Here is a 21,931-nt window from a genome sequence, read left to right as displayed (position 1 = left end):
ATAAAAGATTCTGGCTTTTTAATTATAATTACATTATCGTTATTCATGGTGTGTGTATCCTTTCCTTTTTTTTGGTCGGTTAATTGCCTCGGTAACAATCAACCGATGGATACACCACCTATCTCCCTAAACACAACTTTTGATTATATCTCAATAAAATGCTACCCAAAGGATGATTATAAATGATCGTTGGCTCATGATCATATGATATCGATTACCGACTTCTCAAGGATTGATAATCATGGGTCAGCGATCCAAAAGAGAGCACACGGAAGCAGAAGTATTTTGCCAACAATTTCTCGGATTATTCCGGAATCAGAAAGGATCAGATTAAGCTTCCATTATGTTAGCCGGGCTTATTTCGGCTATGCCTCCTCCCCTGGAAAAATAAAATGGGCAGTGGGGCAAATATATATCTTTGCCTTAATTTTGATTAAAATTCTAACATAGACTTACACCTACTAAGAAATGCTATCGGATTCTTTAGAAACTGTTTATTACTAAAGACTACTTGGATCACTTGCGACAAATGGTACAAAGCGGAGCGGTACGCTATTTTTCGTCAAGTGCATCTAATTGTTCGGCTTCCCTGAGTTTGTCAATATCGAGCTTATCTTGTGGTCTTGCGCTCACTTCTTTTGCTCGAATTAGGTCAGATCGAGAAATGAAGAGGATTTTAAGATCACCCAACTCAAACACTTCGCGTTTCTCCCATGCCTCGTCAAACTCGATTCCTGGAATCGACATCATAATATCGACACGTATAGGTGGCCTACCCATCTGATAGAAATAGCCTTTTTGTGTGAAGTCATCCGGAGTAAGATTTTCCAGTGGTGCACCAAATTCCTTCAAGGCCGCATACACACCATTTGCATTATCTTGATCAGTTGCTACAAATACATCAAGATCTTTAGTGAATCGGGGCTCGCTGTATTTCATTACTGCATATCCGCCCACTATAAGATAACGTATTCTATGCTTTTCGAAAATTTTCAATAGTTCTCTGAAGTCTGGACTCGTCAGCATTTTTCCCTCGAATTAATAAATAATCATTTAGCATTTCCGCTACTGCCTCAAAAATGGCAAGATCTCCCTGGGATTGCCAGAAGCGGATATCGAATAAACGACTATCATCCGTTATGCGTTGGTAATTTTCTTCTATTTTTTTCATTTGCTTTTCCTACAGCCAACCCTCAAACATAGCGGTTAGCAAAGTTTTGGTTGTAAATTAAGGTTTTAACGATAAAGCATAATAACCTAAAATGGAGGTTTTGTCATGCTTTATCACTATTTTGTCAGAAACACGAAAACTGTACAGTTTTTCCGGGCCACCGCTATTACAATACTCATCATATTCAGGTAACGCATGGTTGGAAGATTGGTAATTTCAGTTATTTTCTTGGAGCAAGTCACAAGGAATCGGATGGATTCAAACTTGCGGAGAGATTTTCTCTTCCGGCGGATGTTATAAACAGCATGGCAGTTGCTCCCACAAAACCCGCTGCTCCAAAGAATATGCCCATTGCTCCTGATGACGGCAAGCGTGAGAACAGTGATTATGATCGTAACGCAATAACATTTACCGGCAACCTTGATATTACACCGGATGATAAGGCAGGTTTATCTCTCGAATACTACAAGCATGAATATGGCGTTACCCCGGATCACGATTTACGTTAAAAATCTGCAACTTCATGAGAATGCTCAATCTTACGTCTGCAATATCACTGCTTTGGCATCAACAATCCATTCTTGACATGAAACCGGATACCGAATCAAATCCGGCATGACAGCTTGTTTTGAAGAAATATATTATTTCCAAATGCACTTACCCTGTTATGGGAAATATAGGCTCTTGATTTATCATAAGCAGTAATTTAAGATGCCCGGCATGGATAACTGCAAACACAAGCACCTTGTACTTCTGCCGCAACAAAGCAGCCGGCTCAGATGCGTTCACTGTCATCTGACGATAAAGGCTGATGAACTTGAGGATGGTTACTGTCCGGAATGTTTTGAGGCAAAGAAGCAGAAATATTATGATTTTGAAGAAGTAAAATCTTCACATAATGCCGCAACAATTTACAGATGTGAAAGCTGCGGCATTATGATTGAATGTAATTAATGCGGTAATTGGTAATAACGTTATACTTTTATGCCTGATTATGAAACCGGTTCAAACCTGTTTATATTTCAATCTACCCCATATTTTTCCACATAACCCCTGGGAGTCACCATGTTATTTTGATACGCCCAGGTTTTGGAATTTCCGGCTATAATTATAGACATCATATCCACTTCAGATAAATTTACTTCAGATATTGTTGTAATACATACGGACTCATCTTTTCTTGCCGCATTTCTTACAATTCCTACCGGAGTTTCTCCCGTTCTGTAATTTCCGATTATATTTAATGCCTCTTCAAGCTGCCAGTTTCTTTTTTTTGATTTGGGATTGTAAAGCACGATAACAAAATCCGCCTTTGAAGCCGCTTCAACTCTTGCCTTAATATCTTCCCATGGCGTCATAAGGTCGCTTAAGCTGATAACAGCAAAATCATGCATCAGAGGTGCTCCCAAAAGTGATGCAGCTGCAGCAAGGGCAGGTATTCCGGGGATTACTTTTACTTTTACATCTTCCAGAAGCTTTCGCTCTTTTAGAATATCAAACACAAGGCCAGCCATGCCGTAAATACCCGCATCACCGCTGCATACAACCGCGACATTCTTTCCTTCAAGCGCTTTTTGAACAGCCATGCTGCAACGCTTGATCTCAGCTTTCATTCCGTTTGATATCGTTTCTTTTCCTTCAAGCAGCTCAGGATCCACAAGATCGATATATGTTTTGTAACCAACGACAACTTCTGCATCAACCAGCGCCTGTCTTGCCTTTGGAACAAGGTATTGAGGATCGCCGGGGCCAAGGCTTACTATCGTTAAACTTCCAGCGCTATTGCCAACGTGACATTTCGGGTCTTTAATTTCGGAACCAGAAGTTTTTTGTTCCCGGATACAAACATTGCCGCCGCTTCGCATACACTTTTTACTCCTATATGTTTTTCCACCAGATCTGACTCATGCGGTGGTTTAATTGTCTTTAATTCATCAGATACCAGAAATATTACCGGAACATCCATTTTTTTTGCGGCGCTCAAAAGGCCGGGTTCGTCATTTTTATTCACAATTGAGACAAGGCATTTAAGGCTGTGTAACGAAAATCCTTTTCCCTCAAAGGTGTTTGCAATAAACTCTAAAATCTCCTGTTCATTGGTTCCGCGGTTGCACCCAACTCCGGCAATCAAACATTTCGGATGAAGAATCAAATGGCCGGGGCTGGGATTTTTTACCGCCTTGAATGTTACCCTTACACCAGGCAAATCATCGCGCATGTCTTCTTCACGGCTAATCCATATTATTTTAATCGAATTATCTTTATTTTTAAGACCAAGGCTGTTGTTGGCATCAAATATCATAACAGGCTTATCCGAAAGCAGGGCCATACTTACATGCTTTACCGCTTTGGGATTTAACATTTTAAGTTTTTTTTCTTTTGCCAGCATATCCAGGGAAACAATCCCGGCTGAGTCTGTGGCGGTTGTAATGACAGGAATACCTTTGGTTAATTCCGCCACTTCTTTTGCCAGACGATTGGCTCCGCCAAGATGGCCTGAAATAAGGCTGATGCAAAATTTTCCTTCCTGATCTAAAACTACTACAGCAGGATCTTCATACTTGGATGCAAGATGCGGACTTATTGCACGAACAACAATGCCCGCAGAAGCAATAAAGATATGTCTTAAATAAAGTGAAAAGTTTTTTTTAACTACCCTTAACATGCCTGTAAAAGGTATAGCATCAAAATCTGCGGCAAACGCCGACGGCAGAAAAAAATCGGCCTTCATTTGATCGGAAATAGTTTTTCCCAATTGCGCTCCCCTTGGCGTAAGCGCATAAACGGCAGTACTTTTCATTTTCTGAACCCGTGAGAAAATTTTGGATCATAAAGTTTTGAAAACGCTGACTCTTTATCCTGTCCGGGAAGTATCAAAAAAACTGCCTGTCTTTTAATTTCTGCATTTTTTGTTTCAGATACAACAGATTCAAGCCGTGTTGAGATAATCCGCTCGTCCGGCCAGCCGACACGATGGGCAATTATAACCGGAGTGTCATTCGGATATCCTCCGTCGATCAGTTCTTCAACCATTTTTTCCGGATTTTCAGAAGACAGATAAACGGCAATGGAAGCCATATGTCTTGCAAGATATTTTAAGCGCTGGGTCTCAGTCACCGGAGTACGTCCGCCAAGCCTGGTAAAAATTAAGGTCTGCACTGCTTCCGGCAAAGTAAAAGAGATTTTTGCAGCCGCTGCTGCTGCAAACGCCACAGTTACACCAGGAATAATTTCAAAAGCAATTCCGTCTTTGTCCAGAAGTAAAATCTGTTCTTTTATCGCCCCATAAAGTGATGGATCACCGGTATGAACCCTTGCCACTGTGCCGCCATTTCTAATCGTTTCAAGAATCATTAAATGAGTTTCATCAAGTGTCATACCTGAAGAGTCAATGATCCTGGCACTGTCTTTAACGTCTGTTATCAGTTCTTTGGGCACCAAAGATCCGGCATAAAGTATAAGATCCGCCTCACTTATACGCTTTTGTCCTTTTACAGTAATCAGCTCCGGATCTCCGGGACCGGCACCTATAAAACTGACCGGACATTTTTTTTCCATATCAATCCCCTAATAATTAATGATATTAAGTGTTAAGTTTTAAGTGTTAGGTGTTAAGTAACTAATTTTAAAAACAAATAATTCCTAACACTTAACACCTAACACTTTTTACTACTGACAATAAATACCGGATTCTGAGACTCTAAACGCATATCATCACAAAGAGGAACAGATCTTGACACCAGAATCTGACTTATGGAAACAGGCCATCTGGTATCATTTAAATATTTTATGGCACGCATCAAAGAACCTGTCAGAACCAGATGCAAAACCAGTCTTCCTCCCGGTTTAAGACGGTTTGCCGCTGCTATCAGGACACTGTCATCATGGCCCAGGCCGCCTCCTATAAAGATTCTGTCAGGATCAGGCAATGCTTGCAGACATTCCGGCATATCGCCACAAACCGCATCCACGGCATATGCTCCCATTCTCCGTATATTTTCCTTTATCTGCAAAACCCTTTCAGGCTCTTTTTCCACAGCAACAACCCGCCCCTTAAATGCAAAAACAGAGGCTTCAATAGCAACCGACCCACAGCCTGCCCCAAGATCCCAAACAGTATGATCAGGCCTGATTTTTAAAGCGGCAAGACCTGCGGCGCGAACTTCTTTCTTGGTTATCAGGCCTTTTTGATGAATATAGGTATCCTCATCCATACCGGGAGTAAGAGAAATCTCAGGATGTCCGATCCTGTCTAAAATCACAAAATTAAGTGCTGAAAAAGTTTTATTCAAAGCATCTTTAAGATCAAGCTCGCAAATATTTTCAGCTTCCGTGCACAGATTTTCAAAGACAATCATCCGGAAAGTATCCACTCCCCGCAATAGCAATTGTTCAGCAATTTTTGCAGGGTTATACTTTTGGTCAGTAAAGACCCCTACCCTGTCATTTAATGATAAAGAGTTTAACAGAGGCAAAAGATCACTGCGGCCATGAAGAGAAACGGTAACAATATCCTTCCATGATATTTTAAGCCTGGATGCAGCACATTGGAGTGTGGTTATATTAGGAAAGATCTCTACGTTGTTTTTCCCAAGTTTGTTTACAAGCAGATCGGCAATGCCGTAAAAACCCGGATCACCATCAGCTAAAACCACAATATTAAGCTTTTGTGAAAGAGCAGCTTTGATACTTTCAACTACTTCATTTAAGTTACCGCAAACCGGAATTTTTTTGGCTCCCTTATCCGCAAAAGGATCCGCAAAACAATCCAATAGCCTTTTGCCCCCCACAAGCACCTGGGCTTTTGCAATAATATCTGCCGTCTGTTTTGAAAGATCATCAGGATTAAGACCTGTTCCGATTATTTTCACCGGCTTCATTGTCAGAAATTTCCCTTGCTTTGTTTTTGCATCACAATGCTGCCATCAAAATCAAAAAGATAATATGTGATATCTATATTTGGTCCGGCAAATTTTCTGGCAGAGGCCATGGCTTTATTTACAACAACGCCCAGAATCTCATTTTTTAAGCTATCACGATTAATGATATACAAGGCCTCTATTGAGGTATTCGCATTTGCCACATCTAATGCGCTGATTTTGTTCATGCCTGCGTCTATGCACCATTTTGACAATTTTTCCAGATTCATACCGGAATGTTTCGCATGAGTATTTGAAAACCCCTGAGCCATTTTAACAAGCTTTCCGAAAAAGCAGGAATATATGATCTCTTTAAAACCCCTTTCTGCCGCGGCTTTTATAGAAAAAGCGAAAAAATCCGCTACCTGAATAAATGAGCTATCGGGAAGTTTATTTTTTATCCGCCTTAAATATCTTTCGCTCTTACCTCCGGTTGAAAGAGATATTATGTTTGCATTTGAAGCTTTCGCCACATCCATTGATATTGTGATAGTATCTTTATAGGCGTCATTTGAAAACGGCTTAACAGTACCTCTTGTTCCCAGTATGGAAATACCTCCAACAATGCCAAGCCGCGGGTTTAAAGTCTTTTTTGCAATCTGTTCACCGTTATCCACTTCTATAATTACAGACACCGACTTTTTTATACCGCATTGCTGCAAACCTTCCTTAACAGCAGCTTCTATCTGCAAAAGCGGCGCAGGATTGATGGCTGCCTTACCAATAGCAACCGGCAAGCCCAAACGGGTAACTCTTCCCACTCCCTTACCGCCCTCAATGATAATGCCTGCTTTTACATCCTCTATCCATTTAACATTTACCCTGATTTGAGCCTTATGAGTTACATCAGGATCATCGCCTCCGTCTTTTATTACAGTAGCTCTTGCTACCTCACCAGGCAGTATTTCAACAGATTCAACAGGTATCTTTATTCTCCCATCTATCGGAAGTGCAATATCCACATCCCTGACATAAGGCTGTCCCAAAAGCAGCAAAACAGCCGCCTTTGCACCGGCTGCGGCAGCCGACCCTGTAGTAAAGCCTTCACGAAGTCTTTCCCTTTTCATGCTAATTCATATTATCCTTTTTCATCAGAGCCAGTTCCGCCAATTGATTTACAACACATGCCGCAAGAGCAGATCCTCCTTTACGGCCTTTGATGGTAATATAGGCAATATCTTTTTGCAAAATCAGGAGTTCTTTTGATTCAGCGGCATTCACAAATCCTACAGGCATACCCACAATAAGAGACGGCCTGCATTTATTTTCGCTTATAAGCTGTAACAATCTGATCAGAGCTGTCGGAGCGTTTCCAACAACATATATCCCTCCATCAAGATACGGCAGCGAATAATCCACAGCAGCTGACGCTCTTGTTATTTTTTTGGCCAAAGCATTTTCTTTAACCTGCTCATTATTTATAAAGCACTCAGGATGGCAGGATAGCCGGTTCATACGGCCTGAGGTGATTCCCATTCTTGCCATCTCGGTATCTGTAACGATCGTGCAGCCTGAAAGAAGAGCCTCTATACCTTTGCTGACTGCATCAGGATGAAAGCAAAGCAGGGAAAGGAGTTCAAAATCTGCTGATGTATGAACCAGCCTTCTTGCAATCCTCCACTCATCATTTTTAAAAGGCCGGGGTTCGGGTACTTCCGAGTCAATAATTGCAAATGATTTCTTTTCGATATCTTCAGGATTAATATCAGTTCCGATGTTTATCATAGTTCCTGCTCCTTTCCCGTGCGCATACCGGCATTTGCATTTTTAACAAGCAGTAATGAAAAATATGAGGGAATCTCATCCTGATATTTACCTATATCTTCAAGCACAACCTCATCTTTGAGTCCGCACCGTGAAATCAGCATGGATTTTGATATCATATCCAGCTGCTTAAGATTATTTATAATTTCCTTATAATTACGGTATACTTTAAGTATTACTACACACGCATTATTATTGATAACCTCTGTTATTTTTTTCGAACCGGCCGCTCCTGAAATCACAGTAAAGGATTCATCCCCTTCGGCCAGAACCTGCTTTGATGCTGCAGCTGCCGCCTGGAATGAAGTAATACCCGGAATAATGCATATTTCGATTTCGGGTTTTATTTCCTTTACTATTTTCATAATGTAGCCGAAAGTGCTGTAAGTCATAGGGTCACCTAAGGTCAGCACAGCGGCATCCTTGCCATCTTTTAATGTTGCCATGATTTTTTCGGCATTTTGCTTCCATACAGCCTCAAGGATATTTCTATCCTTGGTCATCGGAAAATCAAGTTTTTCTACAGGTGTACCTTCTTTTAAATGAGGCAAAGCAATATCTTGTGCAAGCGAGTAATTATTCTTTGTTGAAGCAGCGGTGTATACCACATCAACACAATGAAGTGTTTTTACCGCCTTTACGGTAATTAAATCCGGATCTCCGGGTCCAACACCGATACCGTATAATTTCCCATATTTTAATATATCCATTTTCATATCCTTTCAGGCATCATATCAGGTATTACACACAGAGCATCTTCTATATGCCTGATAAATATTTCAATAATATTTTCATTCATTCCAAGGCCATTAGCATCAGCCGTAACACAAATGTCTTCCTGTTCAAATGCCGTTTTCCATGAGTCTTCTTCTCCGATAAGATCTTCCTGAAAATGAGTTCCGGCAACAAGCATAAAAGGAATAAGACGTACTTTTTTAAAACCTGAACTCTTAACACGATCAATAATTCCCGACCTTTCGGGAAATCCTTCCACAACACCTATATAAATCTTTTGACCGATTTTTTGTTGCAGCATATGTTGTAAAGCAATATAGGATGACCAGACGGGATGATCCGTCCCGTGTCCTACAAGAACTACAGCTTCCTCATTATTACCATCGAAACTGTTTCTGCAATTTTCCGACATAAGCTCATAATCTTTAGGTTCCGTTAATAACGGCAGTCCTATGGATGTTCTTATGGGGCAATTTTCAACTTCCTGAACCATGCGATAAAATTCATGGCCGCAAAACAGATGTAAAGACTGCACAACAGCCCACAAATGCCCCTTTGATGAAAGCCCGGCCAATATTTCATGGGGATGTTTAAGATCAATATTTCTTCTTTTTTTTATCCAGTCTTTAACCATTCTTGAAGAATATGCCCATAATATCTCGTGGTCCTTAAAACGGAAGGCCAGCTTCTCATTCATAAAATCATAGGTTTCAAGCGCTTTTGTTGTTGTTCCGAATGCTGTCATAACAATAGGTGTTTTCATGATCTGCTTTCCATTGCTCTTATTATATCTCTTCTGGCTTCGCCGATTGTCAGCGGAATGCGCCCAAACTGCAAGCCGTCTTCATTCTTCAGTTTATAAACAAGCTCTGCTATCATGGGCAGTCTGAGCTTTACTTCCGACATTTCCTTTGGAGCTGTAAACACCTCCTCGGGTATGCCGCTTCTTACAATCCGGCCTGAACTTAATATATAAAGTTTGGATAAAAATAATGGTACAAGATCCACGCTGTGTGTGGCCATTACAATTGTAACGCCGTTTTCCCGGTTAAGTTTTTTCAAAAGACTCATCATCTTATATTCGCCCATAGGATCAAGGCCTGCTGTGGGTTCATCCAATAGTAATATTTCATGGCCCATGGCAAGAAGCCCTGCTATACATGCTCTTTTTTTCTGGCCGTAACTTAAGTTATGAATGGATTTCTTCTCAAGACCGTCAAGTTCTACATCTTTTAATGCACAAATAACACGATCCTTAACTTCAGCAATATTTAACCCCATATTTATCGGGCCAAATGCTATATCATCAAATAGTGTTGCAGCAAAAAGCTGATCATCCGGGTTTTGAAAAACAAGGCCTATCTTTTGATATATCATTTTAGGAGTGAGCTCTTTGATATTTTTACCATCAAGACGCACTTTGCCGTGAGATCCTTTCAACAGACCGTCCATTATTTTAAGCAGCGTTGTTTTTCCCGATCCATTGGAACCAAGTATTGCTGCAAATTCACCTTTTTTGATTTCAATGCTGATATCGGAAAGAGCTTTTGTTCCATCAGGATATTTTAACGACACATTTTTTACAGAAAGTCTTACATGATTTTCCATAGCACTCCGGCTGCAACAATTATAACTACTGCTATTACCGCTTCATTTTTTTTAAAAGAAGCACTATGGCCGACAGGCATATTACCGGTATATCCTCTTTGAAACATTGCCTGGGTAGTTGTCTGGCTGCGGTCAAAAGCTCTTATTATAAGTTCGCCCGAAAGCGTTCCGAAAGAACTTAAGCCTGAGCGGATACTGGAATAACCGAGTCTGTTTTTTTGAGCATTATATATAACTCCGGCATCTTCAAAAAGAACAAATATATACCTGTAGGTGATCATCAACAGATCTACAAACTGTGAAGGAATTTTAAACCATGAAAGACCTGTAATAATATCTGTAAAAGGAGAAGAAAATCCGGCAAGTGCAATAAGCGAAACAGCTCCTATAATGCGGCTTGAAAGCCTTATTCCTTCCATCAGGCCATCTTTGTAACCTATAATATCAATTCCTGCGATACTTACACAAAACAATGGTTCCTGACCGGTAAAGAAGAGTTTTAAAAAAAGAAGCATAGCGGCTATAAAGAGCGGCTCTGAGAATCTGATAAGCATAACGCGTAACGGTATTTCAATAAACTTGCAAAGTCCTATGCAGAGCATAGCTATAAATAAAGGAAATATTATTCCATTGCAGCATAAAACCATAATCAGCAGTGAAAATATTATTATGAGCTTGATTCTGACATCAACTCTTGCAAGAAGATTATTATTATAGTGTTCGTCAAATAAATGCATATTTATTTAAAGTACTTTTTATGAGTCCATAATTACGAGGATTCAAGGGTTCGAGTGACATCCCGTTTATATATAGTATTGAACTGAAATATTGGCCTAAAGACTCGGGCTTTTCTTGCTATCTCCGGGTGGAACAATAAGCATTCTCCAGTAATATCCGCCGATAAATCCACCTATTGTGCCTGCCAGAAGAAATACAAATAAAAGCAGGTCTCCCTGATCCGTATTTATCAGAGGCTCGCATGATTCCCGGCCGTGCTCTTTTGCATATTTTTCCACTACTGATTCATCAACACCCGGCCACTTATCATCACTATGGGCTAAAGGCCGAATGCAACAGACTATAATTGCAGATAAAACAAATATCATCGCTATTTTGATCATAAGTTTATTATTTTCAGGCTTCATTGGCTACACCTCCCACAGATTTAATTACTTTCATCTTTATGAGCAAATCAGGTCTCTTCTTATACAGCAATACAACCATACCGCCGGTGATGGCTCCTTCAAGTATTCCAAGAGGAAGCTGAGTAGGAACAAAAGCTATAAGTATTTTTGTGAAAAGCGGCATAAAAGACGAATCGCCCATTATGCCTGAAGCAAGTTCAACCGAAGTGGAAAGATATGTAGCCCAGTCTGCTATTAATCCTGCTGCAAAACCTGCTGCAAACAGGTTTGTATTAAATCCGCGCAAGATTTTAAAAGTAATATACCCGGCAAAAGAACCCATTATGCCCATAGAAACTATATTTGCGCCCAATGTACTTAATCCGCCGTGTGCAAGAAAAAGAGCCTGGATAAAAAGAGCAACGGAAGCAACAAGAACGCTTAAACCCGGACCAAGCAATATTGCAGATATTCCGGTTCCGCATGGATGCGAACATGTGCCGGCTGTTGGAACAGGCATTGGCATGCATGAGATGATAAACACAACGGCAGCCACAAGACCGACAAGCGGCTTAAAGGAAGGATCGATATCCGAAAGCTTTTCCAATTTATATAAGCCATACGCTACAAATGGCGCAGCGACAACAAACCATAACAACGCCCAGTTGAAAGGCAATATCCCTTCGGATATATGCATTGCATAAGCATTGCCGGAAAGCATCAAAAAGATAAAAGCCGATAATGCAAGAAATTGAATTTTAAATTTATTTAACGCTGTGCAGGCTGTTTTAAATGCAATTTTCTTCATAAGCATATCTCCTGTTAAAAAGTGTATATTGATACCAACCCAAAAAAACAAAAAAAAATCCCCGGACCGAAGTTAATCGATCCGGGGAATCCCATTATTTTCCTCATGACCCTTGCAGTGCTCTCCTGTCCGTAGAAAACACGCAATAATTCAGGCAGGTCTTCTGACTCTCGGATCATCCATTCGGCTGCGCCTTCCCATCATAATTATGTGCAACAGTGGCATTTTGCAGCTTTTGTCCCCGATTACAGCGGCGGGCCCGCCCCGGATTTACACCGGGTTCCCTATTAAACTAAAAAGCACCTGAATATATATTTTCTTCTTTAATAGGAATTAAATAGGATTTTTGTCAAGAAAAATTTGCTTTGGCTATTGCCGGAATCGTGTTTCGATATCAGCTTATCCAAATAGCTTGGGTATGGGATTAATAAATCTTCCTGAGCATGAAGTATTATCTATTATTGATCGTCATCCACGATTTGTTTTTGCTCAAATACTCAGGATAATAGATGCTGAAATATTGGAAAGTCCCAGTATCATTTATTCTCGTTTTTCTTGGCATATCACTCTGATAATATAGAATATTAGGATTAACAACTTTAAATATAAAGGGCGACCCGAAGACCTCCCTCAATTTGGCAACAATTATAATAAGCTGATTATATTGTGTTTATATTTATCACATTTCTGCTTGACATAAGGAGTATGGAATGTCCCCAATACTACCCCAGGGCAAGTAAGTCACATAAATCGAATTTAAAAGGCGGTGTCACGTTACGCATATTCTCATCTCATATGTACTGCCAACACAGATTTCACCGGGAAGCCCGTTTTTTGGGCGATCCGTTGGAACATTTTGTTGGATAAGCCTTTGCTGGTACAAGTTTAATTTCCAAATTGCAACCAACTGCTTTCGCATACTTTTTGAGGGTTATAATGGACGGGGCATGTTTACCGGCAGATTCAAGTCGCGATACCGCGCTTTTGGTTGTCCCCATTAATGTTGCAACGGCCTCTTGGGTAAGGCCGGATTTCGATCGCGCTAATAGCATCTCTTGGATAAGGCGATATTTCTCCTCCAAGTCGTCATATGCTTTGCGGAATCCTTCACGCTTTCGCGCATTTTTAAGAAATGCCTCATGATCATGAGAAACTGGTTTGTATTTGAGATCAGCCATTCCGTACCTCCTTCATTCTTTTTCGGGCTATTCTTATTGCCCGCTCCGGGGTCTCTTGTGTCTTCTTGATGAACGCATGAAGTATCACGATGCGGCGATTTACAACAAAACAATAAAAGACTCGTCCGATGCCTTCACTGCCACGGAGTCTCAGTTCAAATAGTCCGTCTCCCATAGCGCGTGAGTGAGGCATGCGCAAATACGGCCCAAATTCCATCAGGAGTTCAACAATTCTCGCATAATCGGCCAATAAACTATCAGGCCAGTTTTCAATTTCTGTTTTAACGCGCGAATTAAAGTACTCGATGGAATATTTCATAAATAGAAGTTAGCATAATTGCTAACAATGGTCAATTGATTTTTGTGAAAAAAAGGCTGTAAGGTTTTTCTAAGATCCTGTCGCCGGTCATCTGCTCCATCTGAATATTTCCGGCCTATCTGGTTTATTTATGGTCTAAACTGTTACTTTAGTCATAATAGTCAAGCCCGTCCCCAATACTCCGTCCAAATAGCTTGGGTATGGGATTAATAAATCTTCCTGAGCATGAAGTATTACCTGTTATTGATCGTCATCCACGATTTGTTTTTGCTCAAATACTCAGGATAATAGATGCTGAAATATTGGAAAGTCCCAGTATCATTTATTCTCGTTTTTCTTGGCATATAACTCTGATAATATAGAATATTAAGATTGATAACTTTAAATATAAAGGGCGTAATACTTCCAAATGCGGTTATCCGGAAGTTAAGCAGATATCTTGTTGCAAAAATTTTGTCAGAAGCATATAAATTGCTTTAAAATATTTTAGGCAGGTTTTAAAGTCTTTGAAGGCATTGAGCAACTATTTTAACATAATATATTGAATATTATTATTATGGTACAAGCAGAAAACCTTAGATTCACTTTTCTTTCTGACTATTACCCTTGCCGGTGTCACTTGCTTGCATGTGCTTACGGCACCACAAGCTGCGTGCCACGGGTCAACGCCGCATCAGACGAGAAGAGGACTAATATGGACGAAAAGCAAAAAAAGGTGGCTACCTTATACAAAGCTGCTGTGGCACTCAGAGAATCAATGCTGCTCATTTACAACGGAACAACGCCTAATCATTCCAAATTTGGTGCTTTTCGTTCATTCGCTGAGAAATACAACATTCTGGCAAATGAAGCCGCCCCTGAAATATCTAATGTCAATTTGCTTTCCACATTCAGGACTGAGAATATGAAATCTGCTTTTAGCACTGTTTGGGGGCAGCAGAAAGAAATATTCGATAATGTCTTAGCCAATCTCAACATTCTTATTTCTCTTCTAGAACAACAGGTAGGGGCTAAGGAATCGGAGATCGACAATATAAGAAATTTTTTTCAAGCAAATCTCAGAAAGGCGATTTCAGTATCCCAGAGGCAGAAAAAGATGTTCAAAATGCAGTGGAAAGCCTTTTAATAGGACATGGATTACAAAAGGGAATAGATTATGACCGTGAAACAGGTCGGGTAAAAGTCTCTTCAAAGGAAGTCATCCCTGACTTTATTTTTTACAAGCTAAATCTTGCGTGTGAAGTTAAGTTAATAAAAGATAAAGTACGGATTGGCAGTGCCATTGATGAAATCAATGCGGATATTAAATCATATATGACAAAGTATTCAGGCATAATATTCATAGTTTACGACTTAGGTTTCATCAGAGACGAGAATGAGTTTATTTCCTCCTTTAACAAAAACGAAGGAATACATTGTGTTGTCATCAAAAATTAGGGCTTAGTGCTATTTTAACATCTATGGAGAACGCCTAACATTGGCTTACGACCTGCCAAAAATACCGGCAGGTCGTAAGCCATGCCCGTTGGCACTCCGCTGCGCGGACTGCCAACGCCCTGCGGATCAAGAATCCGTTTGCTGGCCTCCGCTCCGCTCCGGCCAACAAACGGATCGAGCGGATGTCCGCGTGGTCAAACAAGTTTGCCCCCGCAACCACCGCTCATCCGCGGGGCATTCTACTGCTACTCAAAGGAATGGTATATTTTCATATTTTATGGTATAGTAACAAATAATTTGTTGAAAATATAGGAGAAGTCATGGAAAATCTAAAAAGGATAACTTTTAATCCTGAAGTCATGGGGGGGAAGCCATGCATTCGGGGAATGAGAGTCACGGTAGGAATGATTGTCGGCCTCGTTGCTTCTGGACACAATAATCAAGAAATATTGGAGATGTATCCCTACCTTGATGCTGAGGATATAGAGGAAGCATTGCATTATGCTGCCTGGCGCGTTGAAGAAATAGAAGTTCCTCTCGCTACAGGAACAGTATGAAGATTGTAATTGACATGAATCTTTCCCCGCAATGGGTGCCAATCTTGAAATCAGCGGGTCATGAAGCAATCCATTGGTCGCAAGTTGGCGCTGCCAATGCCCCAGACCGGGAAATCATGGAATGGGCACGCACTAATAATCATGTGGTATTTACTTATGATCTCGACTTCGGCGCAATCCTTGCGGCAACCGATGCTAATTCTCCTAGCGTATTCCAGATTCGTACTCATGATGTATCGCTGAAGATATTATCAACCGTAGTTCTATCATCCTTAAAACAATTTGAAGAAAGACTAAATGAAGGGGCATTGGTAACAGTGAATGAGAAACAGTCCAGGGTTCGTATTCTTCCGCTTAAAAGGTAATAATGACCACTATGCATCAGAACCAAGCTGCTTGATCAGAGGGCTATTAAAGAGTTGTCGCTGATTTTGATTACTTTTCAATCACATCCCCCTTTACTTTTATATTTTTTTTAATCGCCCCTGCTCTACAGCAAAGTTAGGCGTTAATAAAGTAGGTTTTGAAATATGAATGTACCTGACAGAATCAAGGAATTAACCGAGACGTTCGATTACAATCTGGAATCGTATAAAAAAGGCATCTACAATGAAACCCAGGTGCGCCGCGAATTCATTGATCCTTTTTTCGAGGAATTGGGCTGGGATGTCGCCAACAAAAAGGGCTATGCCGAAGCTTACAAGGATGTTATACATGAAGATGCCATAAAAGTCGGCGGTGTCACCAAGGCTCCGGATTACTGCTTCCGGATCGGCGGCGCCCGAAAATTTTTTCTGGAAGCGAAGAAGCCGTCGATCAACATCCAGGAAGGCATCGATCCGGCCTATCAGTTGCGCCGGTATGGCTGGAGTGCCAAGCTGCCCCTCAGCATTTTGACGGACTTTGAAGAGTTTGCCGTTTACGACTGCCGGGTTAAACCAGTGAAAACCGACAAGGTTTCCCACTCCCGGATACTTTATCTCAAATACACGGATTATGCTGATCGGTGGGAAGAAATCGCCAGCGTCTTTTCCCGTGATGCAATCCTGAAAGGCTCCTTCGACAAATACATCGAGTCCAACAAAATCAGGAAGGGCACCACGGAGGTCGATGCCGCATTTCTGCAGGAGATCGAACGCTGGCGGGAACTCCTGGCCCGCAACATCGCCCTGCGCAATCCGGACCTTTCCCAACGGGAATTGAATTTCGCCGTTCAGCAGACTATCGACCGGATCGTGTTTCTCCGCATCTGCGAAGATCGGGGCATGGAAGCTTACGGCGGATTGATGGCGCTACGAAACGGGGAGAATGTTTACAGACGGCTGTTCCATCTTTTCAACAAAGCAGACGAGAAATACAATTCCGGGCTGTTTCATTTCACGAAAGAAAAAGACCGCGAAAATTACGACAACCTGACGCCCTTTTTGCAGATTGACGACAAGCCGCTAAAAGATATTTTCAATAACCTGTATTATCCGGAAAGCCCTTACGAGTTTTCCGTTTTGTCGGCCGATATCCTCGGTCAGGTCTATGAAAAGTTTCTGGGCAAGGTCATCCGCCTCACCGCCGGACATCAGGCCAAAATCGAGGAAAAACCCGAAGTCCGCAAAGCGGGCGGGGTTTATTACACGCCGGGCTATATTGTGGACTATATCGTCAAAAACACCGTGGGCAAGCTGGTGGAAGGCAAAAAGCCCGGCCCCAGGGGTGGCGTGAGTCACCTGAAAATACTGGACCCGGCTTGTGGTTCGGGTTCGTTTCTGATCGGTGCCTATCAGTTTTTGCTGGACTGGCATCGGGACGAATACATCAACGACGGCCCGGAAAACTGGTCAAAAGGTAAAACGCCCCGCATCTACCAGTCCCGGAAAGGGGAATGGCGCTTGACCACCGAAGAGCGCAAGCGAATTCTGACAAACAACATTTACGGCGTGGACATCGATCATCAGGCGGTCGAAGTGACAAAGCTGTCCCTGCTGCTAAAGGTATTGGAAGGCGAGGACGAACAAAGCATCGGCAAGCAGATGCTCATGTTTCAGAAACGTGTTCTGCCGGATCTGTCGAACAACATCAAATGCGGAAATTCCCTGATCGGGCCGGATTTCTACGAGCATCAACCGATGAGTCTTCTTGGAGAAGGAGAAATCTTTCGGGTCAATGCCTTTGACTGGAATGCCGAATTCGCGGAGATCATGAAGGATGGCGGGTTTGACGCGGTGATCGGCAATCCGCCTTGGGGTGCAGAGCTATCTGAACGAGAGTTAAGCTATTTAAGGCGTACAAATAAAGATATTATTGTTAGAATGATTGATTCATTTATGTATTTTATTCATCAATCAAGCCAAAAAGTTAAAACATTAGGCTACTTCGGAATGATTTTACCAGATGTCTTATTATATCAAATTGATAATGAAAAGTTGCGTAGATATATTATCAACAATTTCAGGATTAAGAATATTTTAAATATGGGTGATGTTTTTGATAAAGTTTCTCGTCCATCTTCTATTTTGATATTTGAAAATAGCAACCCCTCAACCTATTCAACCGCACAAGTTGCTGATTTAGCTTCTTTTATTAAAACTGACAAAGTTGCATGTATTACAGAAACTTCTCGCTATGAAAGAATTAACCAAAGAGATTTGAATGATATACCGGGAGCATTATTTATCACATCAAAACCCGATAAATATAAAATATGGGCTAAACTAAATGAAATCCCTAATAATTTATTAAATGAAGTTGTAGATGCTGATGGAATTCAAAGGGGTGTTAGCCCTGATTTAAAAGAGGCTTTTTTGGTTGATAGTAATACTGCAAATAAATTTCAATTAGAAGAAAAGAAACTAAAAAAATCCGTTACAGGGGGAGTACACGTAAAAAGATATTTTATTAACCAGCCCGACCTTTGGTTAATTTATACATCACGAAATGATGATTTTCAAAAACTCCCTAAAATATGTAAATATATTGATCAGTTTAAAAATGAAATTACATGCAAGGAAGTAAAACAAAATAAACATTCTATCTATTCGTTACATCGCCCGAGAAAAGAGCAAATATTTCTGAAAAATGAGAAAATTCTCGGTGTAATTACCGGTGATAGAATTATTGCCGCTTTAGATGATAGTAGAGTGTATCCAACAGACGGCTTATATCTTTTAGGCGTCGATAAAATGATAAATGCTAATTACTTATTGGGCATTTTGAACTCAAAACTATTTGTATTTATTTATAGGCTTTTGGCAATTGAAAAAGGACGTATATTACCTCAAGTAAAGCCAACGATTTTATCTAAACTGCCAATAAGGACATTGAATTTACAAGATTCTGAAGACAAGTATCTATACGACCAGATCATCAGCCTTGTCGATCAGATGCTGGAGTTAAACAAAAAGCTTGCCGAATCCAAGGTTCCCCGGACAACAGAGATGTTGAGGCGGCAAATCGAATCGACAGACAAGCAGATCGATCAACTCGTGTATAAATTGTATGATTTAACGGAGGAAGAAATCAAAATAGTAGAGTCAGAAACTTAAAGATGTACGATCGGGGAGCTGAGGGTTTTTCTTCCGCTGGCAACTATATTTTAACCCCTTGATTTAAGGTCTGGTTTCCCGTAAGTATTCAGAAACATGTAAAAAAAAGAATTCTATCTATTGCCGTCTATTCTGTCTGTTCCCCCGCTTTCCTTTAGATTTTATTACAGCGCCAAAATATACAGGTTAGGGAAATAAAGGATTAGAGCCAAGTGGAATATCTATGCTGGCTCTCCAACTCAATTTACTCCTTCGTCGCCGGAATGCCGTATTCTACCTTAATAGAATCCCCGATTTTTCTGACTGCTTCACGCTTCTTTTGATTAGCCAAAAGACTATAAGAGTGAGCAGTATTATTAGTGTAAATCCGTTAGCCATTTTGAATTTTCAAAATTTCACCAAAGCAGTCTCTACCTACTTGCGTCAATTTTATGTGCGTACCCATATACTCGACCGACCCAAGCTTAAGTTTTTTCTTAATATTCTCAATCTCATTGGGATCATTTGTAATATCAGAAATGTACATACTTTCCTTCGAGGCAAGCTTTGTTAATATTTCTTTTTCCCTTTCAGTAAACATTAATGAACCTCCCTTTAAATAGTTTTTCTTCTGGGGAAGATATATAACGCCCTTGAATAGAAGCTCAGTGACGCCTTTGACTAAATTGACATATTATGGCAATGTTCTGTAAAATTATGAAAAGAGTGTAAATATGCCGAGGCAAGCAAGACCGGATGCTCATGGGGCATTGATGTGTTATAGGCTCTTTTCATTTATTGCAGTTTCTTAATGGTATCCGGTTTCTCTTTCTTGAATCTTTTGAAGTATAATTCCTCAATGAAATCCGGCAATGGTGCTTTCCATTTTTCTTGTTTGTGGTTTGCAAGACTTCCGAATTTGTCGGGATTCATACCCAGTTCTCGCGCCATTTGGATATGGCTATCCGACAAGTGATATTTCTTTTTCGCCTCAATCCATTTTTTGTTTTTGTCTGTCATTCTAGTTTTTCTTGTGACGGATAGTTAAGTGTTTTAACCCTACAACGATATTTAGTTTAATTTAATATTGTACAATGCAACATAATCTGCTATACTTTCCGAAACAACCGCAAAAAGGAGGTAGCTTATGTTGCCGGAATGCAGGATTCAAGACGACCCATACCATATTCCAAAATTTGATCTTGAGCGTCATGATGTAGATGATTTTATTGAAGAACTCAGAGGATTTCATTCAGAGTTCGCAGATTGTTTTTCAAGGCAAGAACCAAGGGATAACTTTTATCAATACATGATTGGCCAGCTAAGCCAGCTTGAGCGAAAATCTATCGAGCCAATTGCATTGAACGTGGAAAATGCCAAAGTCCGGGCAATGCAATTTTTTGTGAGCAATGTTGTTTGGGATGAAGGAAATATCATATTAAAATATCGCAGTATGGTTAGCGAAGACATGGGCGATCCGGACGGAACTCTGATATTTGATGAAAGCGGCTTTGTTAAAAAGGGCAGCGAATCTTCCGGAGTAGCAAGGCAGTATTGTGGTAGCATCGGAAAAGTTGAAAACTGCCAGGTTGGGGTTTTTGCCGGTTATGCCTCACGACATGGGTATTGCTTGATAGGCAATCGGCTTTTTGTTCCGGAAAAATGGTTTACTGAGGAGTATGCCGGAAAACGTGAAAAATGCAGGTTCCCGGCGGATCTTCAATTCAAGACAAAACCCCAACTGGCAGTTGAACTGCTTGAAGAAATTTCGGAGCAAAAAGCAATTCCTTTCCGATATGTGGCGGCAGACTCGATTTACGGCAACAGTCCTGATTTTATCAAGGCTGTCGAAAATATTCCCGGGGTTACCTATTTGGTATCCATGCCAGGTGATACGCTATGCTGGCTGAAAAAGCCGGTTGTTATAGAAAAAGGGTATCGTTATAAAGGGCAACTGAAGTCGAAAAAAGTTTTAAAGACGCTCGAAAACAAACCTATTTCTTTTGAGGCGCACGCTAAGAACATTAACAAATACTTCTGGTATAGAAGGAAAGTATCGGAAGGGACAAAGGGGCCGATTGAATACGAATTTACCAAAAAAAGAGTGGCGTTATCTAAAAACGGGCTGCCTGACAAAGAGGTCTGGCTATTGATCCGCAGGACTTTGGATGCTGAACCAATCTATTCTTATTTCATCTGCAACGCGCCTTTGAGCTGCCGCCTCAAGCTTTTGGTTTGGCTAAGCGGTATTCGTTGGGCGATAGAGCAGTGTTTTGGAGAAACTAAAACAGAAATCGGAATGGACCACTATGAGGTGCGCAAATTTCCAGGATGGGTACACCACATGATGACATGCATGCTGGCCCACTTTTTCCTCTGGCATATAAAGCTCGGATTGGGGGAAAAAAGCACCAGCAGTTACTCTGTCGCAGCTTAAGATTTTGATCGGAGTTGTTTTGCCAATAAGGCGTTTTGATTGCGACACGGTAATCGCTTTGATAGACCGGATTCAAAAGAAAAACTATCGAGCCTATCTGTCCCATAGAAAAAAGAGGCTCGGACAATTGGTTAAAACATAAATATCGTTGTAGGGGTAACTCTGCTTGTCAACCGGCTGAATTTAAATAGCAGGAACAGCAGCAAGCCGCCATCTTATGATCGAAACAGGGCGAAAGAGTCGAAGATCCCGACAGGCAAAAAGGCCGGAGGCCAGAATGGCCATATCGGTAAAACGCTCAAGAAGGTTGATGACCCTGATGAAATTAAGGAGATAGAAGCAGATCGCGATTTACTGCC

26 protein-coding genes, 1 pseudogene and 1 riboswitch are annotated in these 21,931 nt (G+C 40.9%); of the genes and pseudogenes, 9 read left to right on the top strand and 18 right to left on the bottom strand.

From position 1 onward, the window contains the following. Nucleotides 1-552: 552 nt before the first annotated feature. On the bottom strand, nt 553-1,026 hold the full coding sequence (locus VXK47_RS00400) for a nucleotidyltransferase (RefSeq protein ID WP_435546795.1): 474 nt from the start codon (nt 1,024-1,026) through the stop codon (nt 553-555). Further along, on the bottom strand, nt 974-1,171 hold the full coding sequence (locus tag VXK47_RS00395) for a hypothetical protein (RefSeq protein WP_435546794.1): 198 nt from the start codon (nt 1,169-1,171) through the stop codon (nt 974-976). The genes VXK47_RS00400 and VXK47_RS00395 overlap by 53 nt, the downstream gene beginning before the upstream one ends. Before the next feature lie 305 nt (nt 1,172-1,476). Between VXK47_RS00395 and VXK47_RS00390 the strand changes: the two genes are divergently transcribed. After that, complete coding sequence (locus VXK47_RS00390) at nt 1,477-1,680, top strand: hypothetical protein (protein ID WP_435546793.1); 204 nt, start codon at nt 1,477-1,479, stop codon at nt 1,678-1,680. A 211-nt stretch (nt 1,681-1,891) separates the two neighbouring features. Next, nucleotides 1,892-2,125 (top strand): hypothetical protein, encoded by a 234-nt coding sequence (locus VXK47_RS00385; RefSeq protein WP_435546792.1) that lies wholly within the window; start codon nt 1,892-1,894, stop codon nt 2,123-2,125. Between the two features lie 68 nt (nt 2,126-2,193). Here VXK47_RS00385 and cobJ read toward each other — a convergent pair whose 3' ends face one another. The 14 genes from cobJ to VXK47_RS00315 all read right to left on the bottom strand — a co-directional run bounded on the left by cobJ (nt 2,194) and on the right by VXK47_RS00315 (nt 13,626). After that, the gene (gene cobJ, locus VXK47_RS00380; RefSeq protein ID WP_435546791.1) at nt 2,194-3,036 is read right to left on the bottom strand and encodes a precorrin-3B C(17)-methyltransferase; all 843 of its coding nucleotides are present in this window, start codon (nt 3,034-3,036) and stop codon (nt 2,194-2,196) included. After that, complete coding sequence (locus VXK47_RS00375; protein WP_435546790.1) at nt 2,937-3,971, bottom strand: cobalt-precorrin 5A hydrolase; 1,035 nt, start codon at nt 3,969-3,971, stop codon at nt 2,937-2,939. Before VXK47_RS00375 ends, cobJ begins: the two co-directional genes overlap by 100 nt. Continuing rightward, nucleotides 3,968-4,729, bottom strand: a complete 762-nt coding sequence (gene cobM, locus VXK47_RS00370; protein ID WP_435546789.1) for a cobalt-precorrin-4/precorrin-4 C(11)-methyltransferase — start codon at nt 4,727-4,729, stop codon at nt 3,968-3,970. Before cobM ends, VXK47_RS00375 begins: the two co-directional genes overlap by 4 nt. A gap of 98 nt (nt 4,730-4,827) precedes the next feature. Further along, nucleotides 4,828-6,051: a precorrin-6y C5,15-methyltransferase (decarboxylating) subunit CbiE gene (gene cbiE, locus VXK47_RS00365; RefSeq protein WP_435546788.1), complete on the bottom strand. Its 1,224-nt coding sequence runs from the start codon at nt 6,049-6,051 to the stop codon at nt 4,828-4,830. 2 nt (nt 6,052-6,053) lie between these two features. Then, nucleotides 6,054-7,157 (bottom strand): cobalt-precorrin-5B (C(1))-methyltransferase, encoded by a 1,104-nt coding sequence (cbiD, locus tag VXK47_RS00360; protein WP_435546787.1) that lies wholly within the window; start codon nt 7,155-7,157, stop codon nt 6,054-6,056. A gap of 1 nt (nt 7,158) precedes the next feature. Continuing rightward, nucleotides 7,159-7,815 carry a precorrin-8X methylmutase gene (locus VXK47_RS00355; RefSeq protein ID WP_435546786.1) on the bottom strand — a complete coding sequence of 219 codons (657 nt, stop codon included), beginning with the start codon at nt 7,813-7,815 and terminating at the stop codon, nt 7,159-7,161. Beyond that, nucleotides 7,812-8,564 (bottom strand): precorrin-2 C(20)-methyltransferase, encoded by a 753-nt coding sequence (cobI, locus tag VXK47_RS00350; protein WP_435546785.1) that lies wholly within the window; start codon nt 8,562-8,564, stop codon nt 7,812-7,814. The genes VXK47_RS00355 and cobI overlap by 4 nt, the downstream gene beginning before the upstream one ends. A gap of 2 nt (nt 8,565-8,566) precedes the next feature. Further along, entirely contained in the window at nt 8,567-9,352 is a 786-nt protein-coding gene (locus VXK47_RS00345) for a sirohydrochlorin cobaltochelatase (protein WP_435546784.1), read from the bottom strand. After that, nucleotides 9,349-10,197: an energy-coupling factor ABC transporter ATP-binding protein gene (locus VXK47_RS00340; RefSeq protein ID WP_435546783.1), complete on the bottom strand. Its 849-nt coding sequence runs from the start codon at nt 10,195-10,197 to the stop codon at nt 9,349-9,351. Before VXK47_RS00340 ends, VXK47_RS00345 begins: the two co-directional genes overlap by 4 nt. Then, nucleotides 10,182-10,934, bottom strand: coding sequence for a CbiQ family ECF transporter T component (gene cbiQ / locus VXK47_RS00335; RefSeq protein WP_435546782.1), 753 nt, complete (start codon nt 10,932-10,934; stop codon nt 10,182-10,184). Before cbiQ ends, VXK47_RS00340 begins: the two co-directional genes overlap by 16 nt. Nucleotides 10,935-11,030: 96 nt before the next feature. Beyond that, a complete protein-coding gene (locus VXK47_RS00330; protein WP_435546781.1) occupies nt 11,031-11,342 on the bottom strand; it encodes a hypothetical protein in 312 nt (103 codons plus the stop codon). Next, nucleotides 11,332-12,129, bottom strand: a complete 798-nt coding sequence (locus VXK47_RS00325) for an energy-coupling factor ABC transporter permease (RefSeq protein WP_435546780.1) — start codon at nt 12,127-12,129, stop codon at nt 11,332-11,334. Before VXK47_RS00325 ends, VXK47_RS00330 begins: the two co-directional genes overlap by 11 nt. A gap of 136 nt (nt 12,130-12,265) precedes the next feature. Next, a riboswitch (cobalamin riboswitch) is annotated at nt 12,266-12,451 on the bottom strand. A 493-nt stretch (nt 12,452-12,944) separates the two neighbouring features. Beyond that, the gene (locus tag VXK47_RS00320; RefSeq protein WP_435546779.1) at nt 12,945-13,307 is read right to left on the bottom strand and encodes a helix-turn-helix transcriptional regulator; all 363 of its coding nucleotides are present in this window, start codon (nt 13,305-13,307) and stop codon (nt 12,945-12,947) included. Next, a complete protein-coding gene (locus VXK47_RS00315) occupies nt 13,300-13,626 on the bottom strand; it encodes a type II toxin-antitoxin system RelE/ParE family toxin (RefSeq protein ID WP_435546778.1) in 327 nt (108 codons plus the stop codon). The genes VXK47_RS00320 and VXK47_RS00315 overlap by 8 nt, the downstream gene beginning before the upstream one ends. Before the next feature lie 694 nt (nt 13,627-14,320). Between VXK47_RS00315 and VXK47_RS00310 the strand changes: the two genes are divergently transcribed. The 5 genes from VXK47_RS00310 to VXK47_RS00290 all read left to right on the top strand — a co-directional run bounded on the left by VXK47_RS00310 (nt 14,321) and on the right by VXK47_RS00290 (nt 19,156). Then, entirely contained in the window at nt 14,321-14,752 is a 432-nt protein-coding gene (locus VXK47_RS00310) for a hypothetical protein (protein ID WP_435546777.1), read from the top strand. Next, on the top strand, nt 14,737-15,063 hold the full coding sequence (locus VXK47_RS00305; protein ID WP_435546776.1) for a hypothetical protein: 327 nt from the start codon (nt 14,737-14,739) through the stop codon (nt 15,061-15,063). Before VXK47_RS00310 ends, VXK47_RS00305 begins: the two co-directional genes overlap by 16 nt. A 320-nt stretch (nt 15,064-15,383) precedes the next feature. Then, entirely contained in the window at nt 15,384-15,620 is a 237-nt protein-coding gene (locus VXK47_RS00300; protein WP_435546775.1) for a DUF433 domain-containing protein, read from the top strand. After that, on the top strand, nt 15,617-15,985 hold the full coding sequence (locus tag VXK47_RS00295; RefSeq protein WP_435546774.1) for a DUF5615 family PIN-like protein: 369 nt from the start codon (nt 15,617-15,619) through the stop codon (nt 15,983-15,985). Before VXK47_RS00300 ends, VXK47_RS00295 begins: the two co-directional genes overlap by 4 nt. 165 nt (nt 15,986-16,150) lie before the next feature. Then, nucleotides 16,151-19,156 carry an Eco57I restriction-modification methylase domain-containing protein gene (locus VXK47_RS00290; protein ID WP_435546773.1) on the top strand — a complete coding sequence of 1,002 codons (3,006 nt, stop codon included), beginning with the start codon at nt 16,151-16,153 and terminating at the stop codon, nt 19,154-19,156. 370 nt (nt 19,157-19,526) lie between these two features. Here VXK47_RS00290 and VXK47_RS00285 read toward each other — a convergent pair whose 3' ends face one another. Next, nucleotides 19,527-19,736 (bottom strand): hypothetical protein, encoded by a 210-nt coding sequence (locus VXK47_RS00285; RefSeq protein WP_435546772.1) that lies wholly within the window; start codon nt 19,734-19,736, stop codon nt 19,527-19,529. Nucleotides 19,737-19,930: 194 nt separating this feature from the next. Next, nucleotides 19,931-20,155, bottom strand: a complete 225-nt coding sequence (locus VXK47_RS00280) for a hypothetical protein (protein WP_435546771.1) — start codon at nt 20,153-20,155, stop codon at nt 19,931-19,933. A gap of 127 nt (nt 20,156-20,282) precedes the next feature. Between VXK47_RS00280 and VXK47_RS00275 the strand changes: the two genes are divergently transcribed. Then, nucleotides 20,283-21,572, top strand: a complete 1,290-nt coding sequence (locus VXK47_RS00275) for an IS701 family transposase (RefSeq protein ID WP_435546770.1) — start codon at nt 20,283-20,285, stop codon at nt 21,570-21,572. Between the two features lie 144 nt (nt 21,573-21,716). Beyond that, a pseudogene (locus VXK47_RS00270) lies at nt 21,717-21,931 on the top strand (DUF6444 domain-containing protein); the annotation flags it as partial.

The sequence above is a fragment of the Desulfobacterium sp. N47 genome, from assembly GCF_051233685.1.
Classification (GTDB): domain Bacteria; phylum Desulfobacterota; class Desulfobacteria; order Desulfobacterales; family RPRI01; genus RPRI01.
This window is presented reverse-complemented; position numbering and strand designations above follow the sequence as displayed.

Coding starts and splice junctions, on each gene's coding strand:
- VXK47_RS00375 (WP_435546790.1), bottom strand. CDS start 3,971: ATGAAAAGTACTGCCGTTTATGCGCTTACGCCAAGGGGAGCGCAATTG.
- cbiE (WP_435546788.1), bottom strand. CDS start 6,051: ATGAAGCCGGTGAAAATAATCGGAACAGGTCTTAATCCTGATGATCTT.
- VXK47_RS00310 (WP_435546777.1), top strand. CDS start 14,321: ATGGACGAAAAGCAAAAAAAGGTGGCTACCTTATACAAAGCTGCTGTG.
- VXK47_RS00385 (WP_435546792.1), top strand. CDS start 1,892: ATGGATAACTGCAAACACAAGCACCTTGTACTTCTGCCGCAACAAAGC.
- VXK47_RS00340 (WP_435546783.1), bottom strand. CDS start 10,197: ATGGAAAATCATGTAAGACTTTCTGTAAAAAATGTGTCGTTAAAATAT.
- cobJ (WP_435546791.1), bottom strand. CDS start 3,036: ATGCGAAGCGGCGGCAATGTTTGTATCCGGGAACAAAAAACTTCTGGT.
- VXK47_RS00355 (WP_435546786.1), bottom strand. CDS start 7,815: ATGATAAACATCGGAACTGATATTAATCCTGAAGATATCGAAAAGAAA.
- VXK47_RS00280 (WP_435546771.1), bottom strand. CDS start 20,155: ATGACAGACAAAAACAAAAAATGGATTGAGGCGAAAAAGAAATATCAC.
- VXK47_RS00315 (WP_435546778.1), bottom strand. CDS start 13,626: ATGAAATATTCCATCGAGTACTTTAATTCGCGCGTTAAAACAGAAATT.
- VXK47_RS00400 (WP_435546795.1), bottom strand. CDS start 1,026: ATGCTGACGAGTCCAGACTTCAGAGAACTATTGAAAATTTTCGAAAAG.
- VXK47_RS00390 (WP_435546793.1), top strand. CDS start 1,477: ATGGCAGTTGCTCCCACAAAACCCGCTGCTCCAAAGAATATGCCCATT.
- VXK47_RS00300 (WP_435546775.1), top strand. CDS start 15,384: ATGGAAAATCTAAAAAGGATAACTTTTAATCCTGAAGTCATGGGGGGG.
- VXK47_RS00285 (WP_435546772.1), bottom strand. CDS start 19,736: ATGTTTACTGAAAGGGAAAAAGAAATATTAACAAAGCTTGCCTCGAAG.
- cbiD (WP_435546787.1), bottom strand. CDS start 7,157: ATGAAAAGGGAAAGACTTCGTGAAGGCTTTACTACAGGGTCGGCTGCC.
- VXK47_RS00345 (WP_435546784.1), bottom strand. CDS start 9,352: ATGAAAACACCTATTGTTATGACAGCATTCGGAACAACAACAAAAGCG.
- cbiQ (WP_435546782.1), bottom strand. CDS start 10,934: ATGCATTTATTTGACGAACACTATAATAATAATCTTCTTGCAAGAGTT.
- VXK47_RS00330 (WP_435546781.1), bottom strand. CDS start 11,342: ATGAAGCCTGAAAATAATAAACTTATGATCAAAATAGCGATGATATTT.
- VXK47_RS00290 (WP_435546773.1), top strand. CDS start 16,151: ATGAATGTACCTGACAGAATCAAGGAATTAACCGAGACGTTCGATTAC.
- VXK47_RS00395 (WP_435546794.1), bottom strand. CDS start 1,171: ATGAAAAAAATAGAAGAAAATTACCAACGCATAACGGATGATAGTCGT.
- VXK47_RS00275 (WP_435546770.1), top strand. CDS start 20,283: ATGTTGCCGGAATGCAGGATTCAAGACGACCCATACCATATTCCAAAA.
- cobM (WP_435546789.1), bottom strand. CDS start 4,729: ATGGAAAAAAAATGTCCGGTCAGTTTTATAGGTGCCGGTCCCGGAGAT.
- VXK47_RS00325 (WP_435546780.1), bottom strand. CDS start 12,129: ATGAAGAAAATTGCATTTAAAACAGCCTGCACAGCGTTAAATAAATTT.
- cobI (WP_435546785.1), bottom strand. CDS start 8,564: ATGGATATATTAAAATATGGGAAATTATACGGTATCGGTGTTGGACCC.
- VXK47_RS00320 (WP_435546779.1), bottom strand. CDS start 13,307: ATGGCTGATCTCAAATACAAACCAGTTTCTCATGATCATGAGGCATTT.
- VXK47_RS00295 (WP_435546774.1), top strand. CDS start 15,617: ATGAAGATTGTAATTGACATGAATCTTTCCCCGCAATGGGTGCCAATC.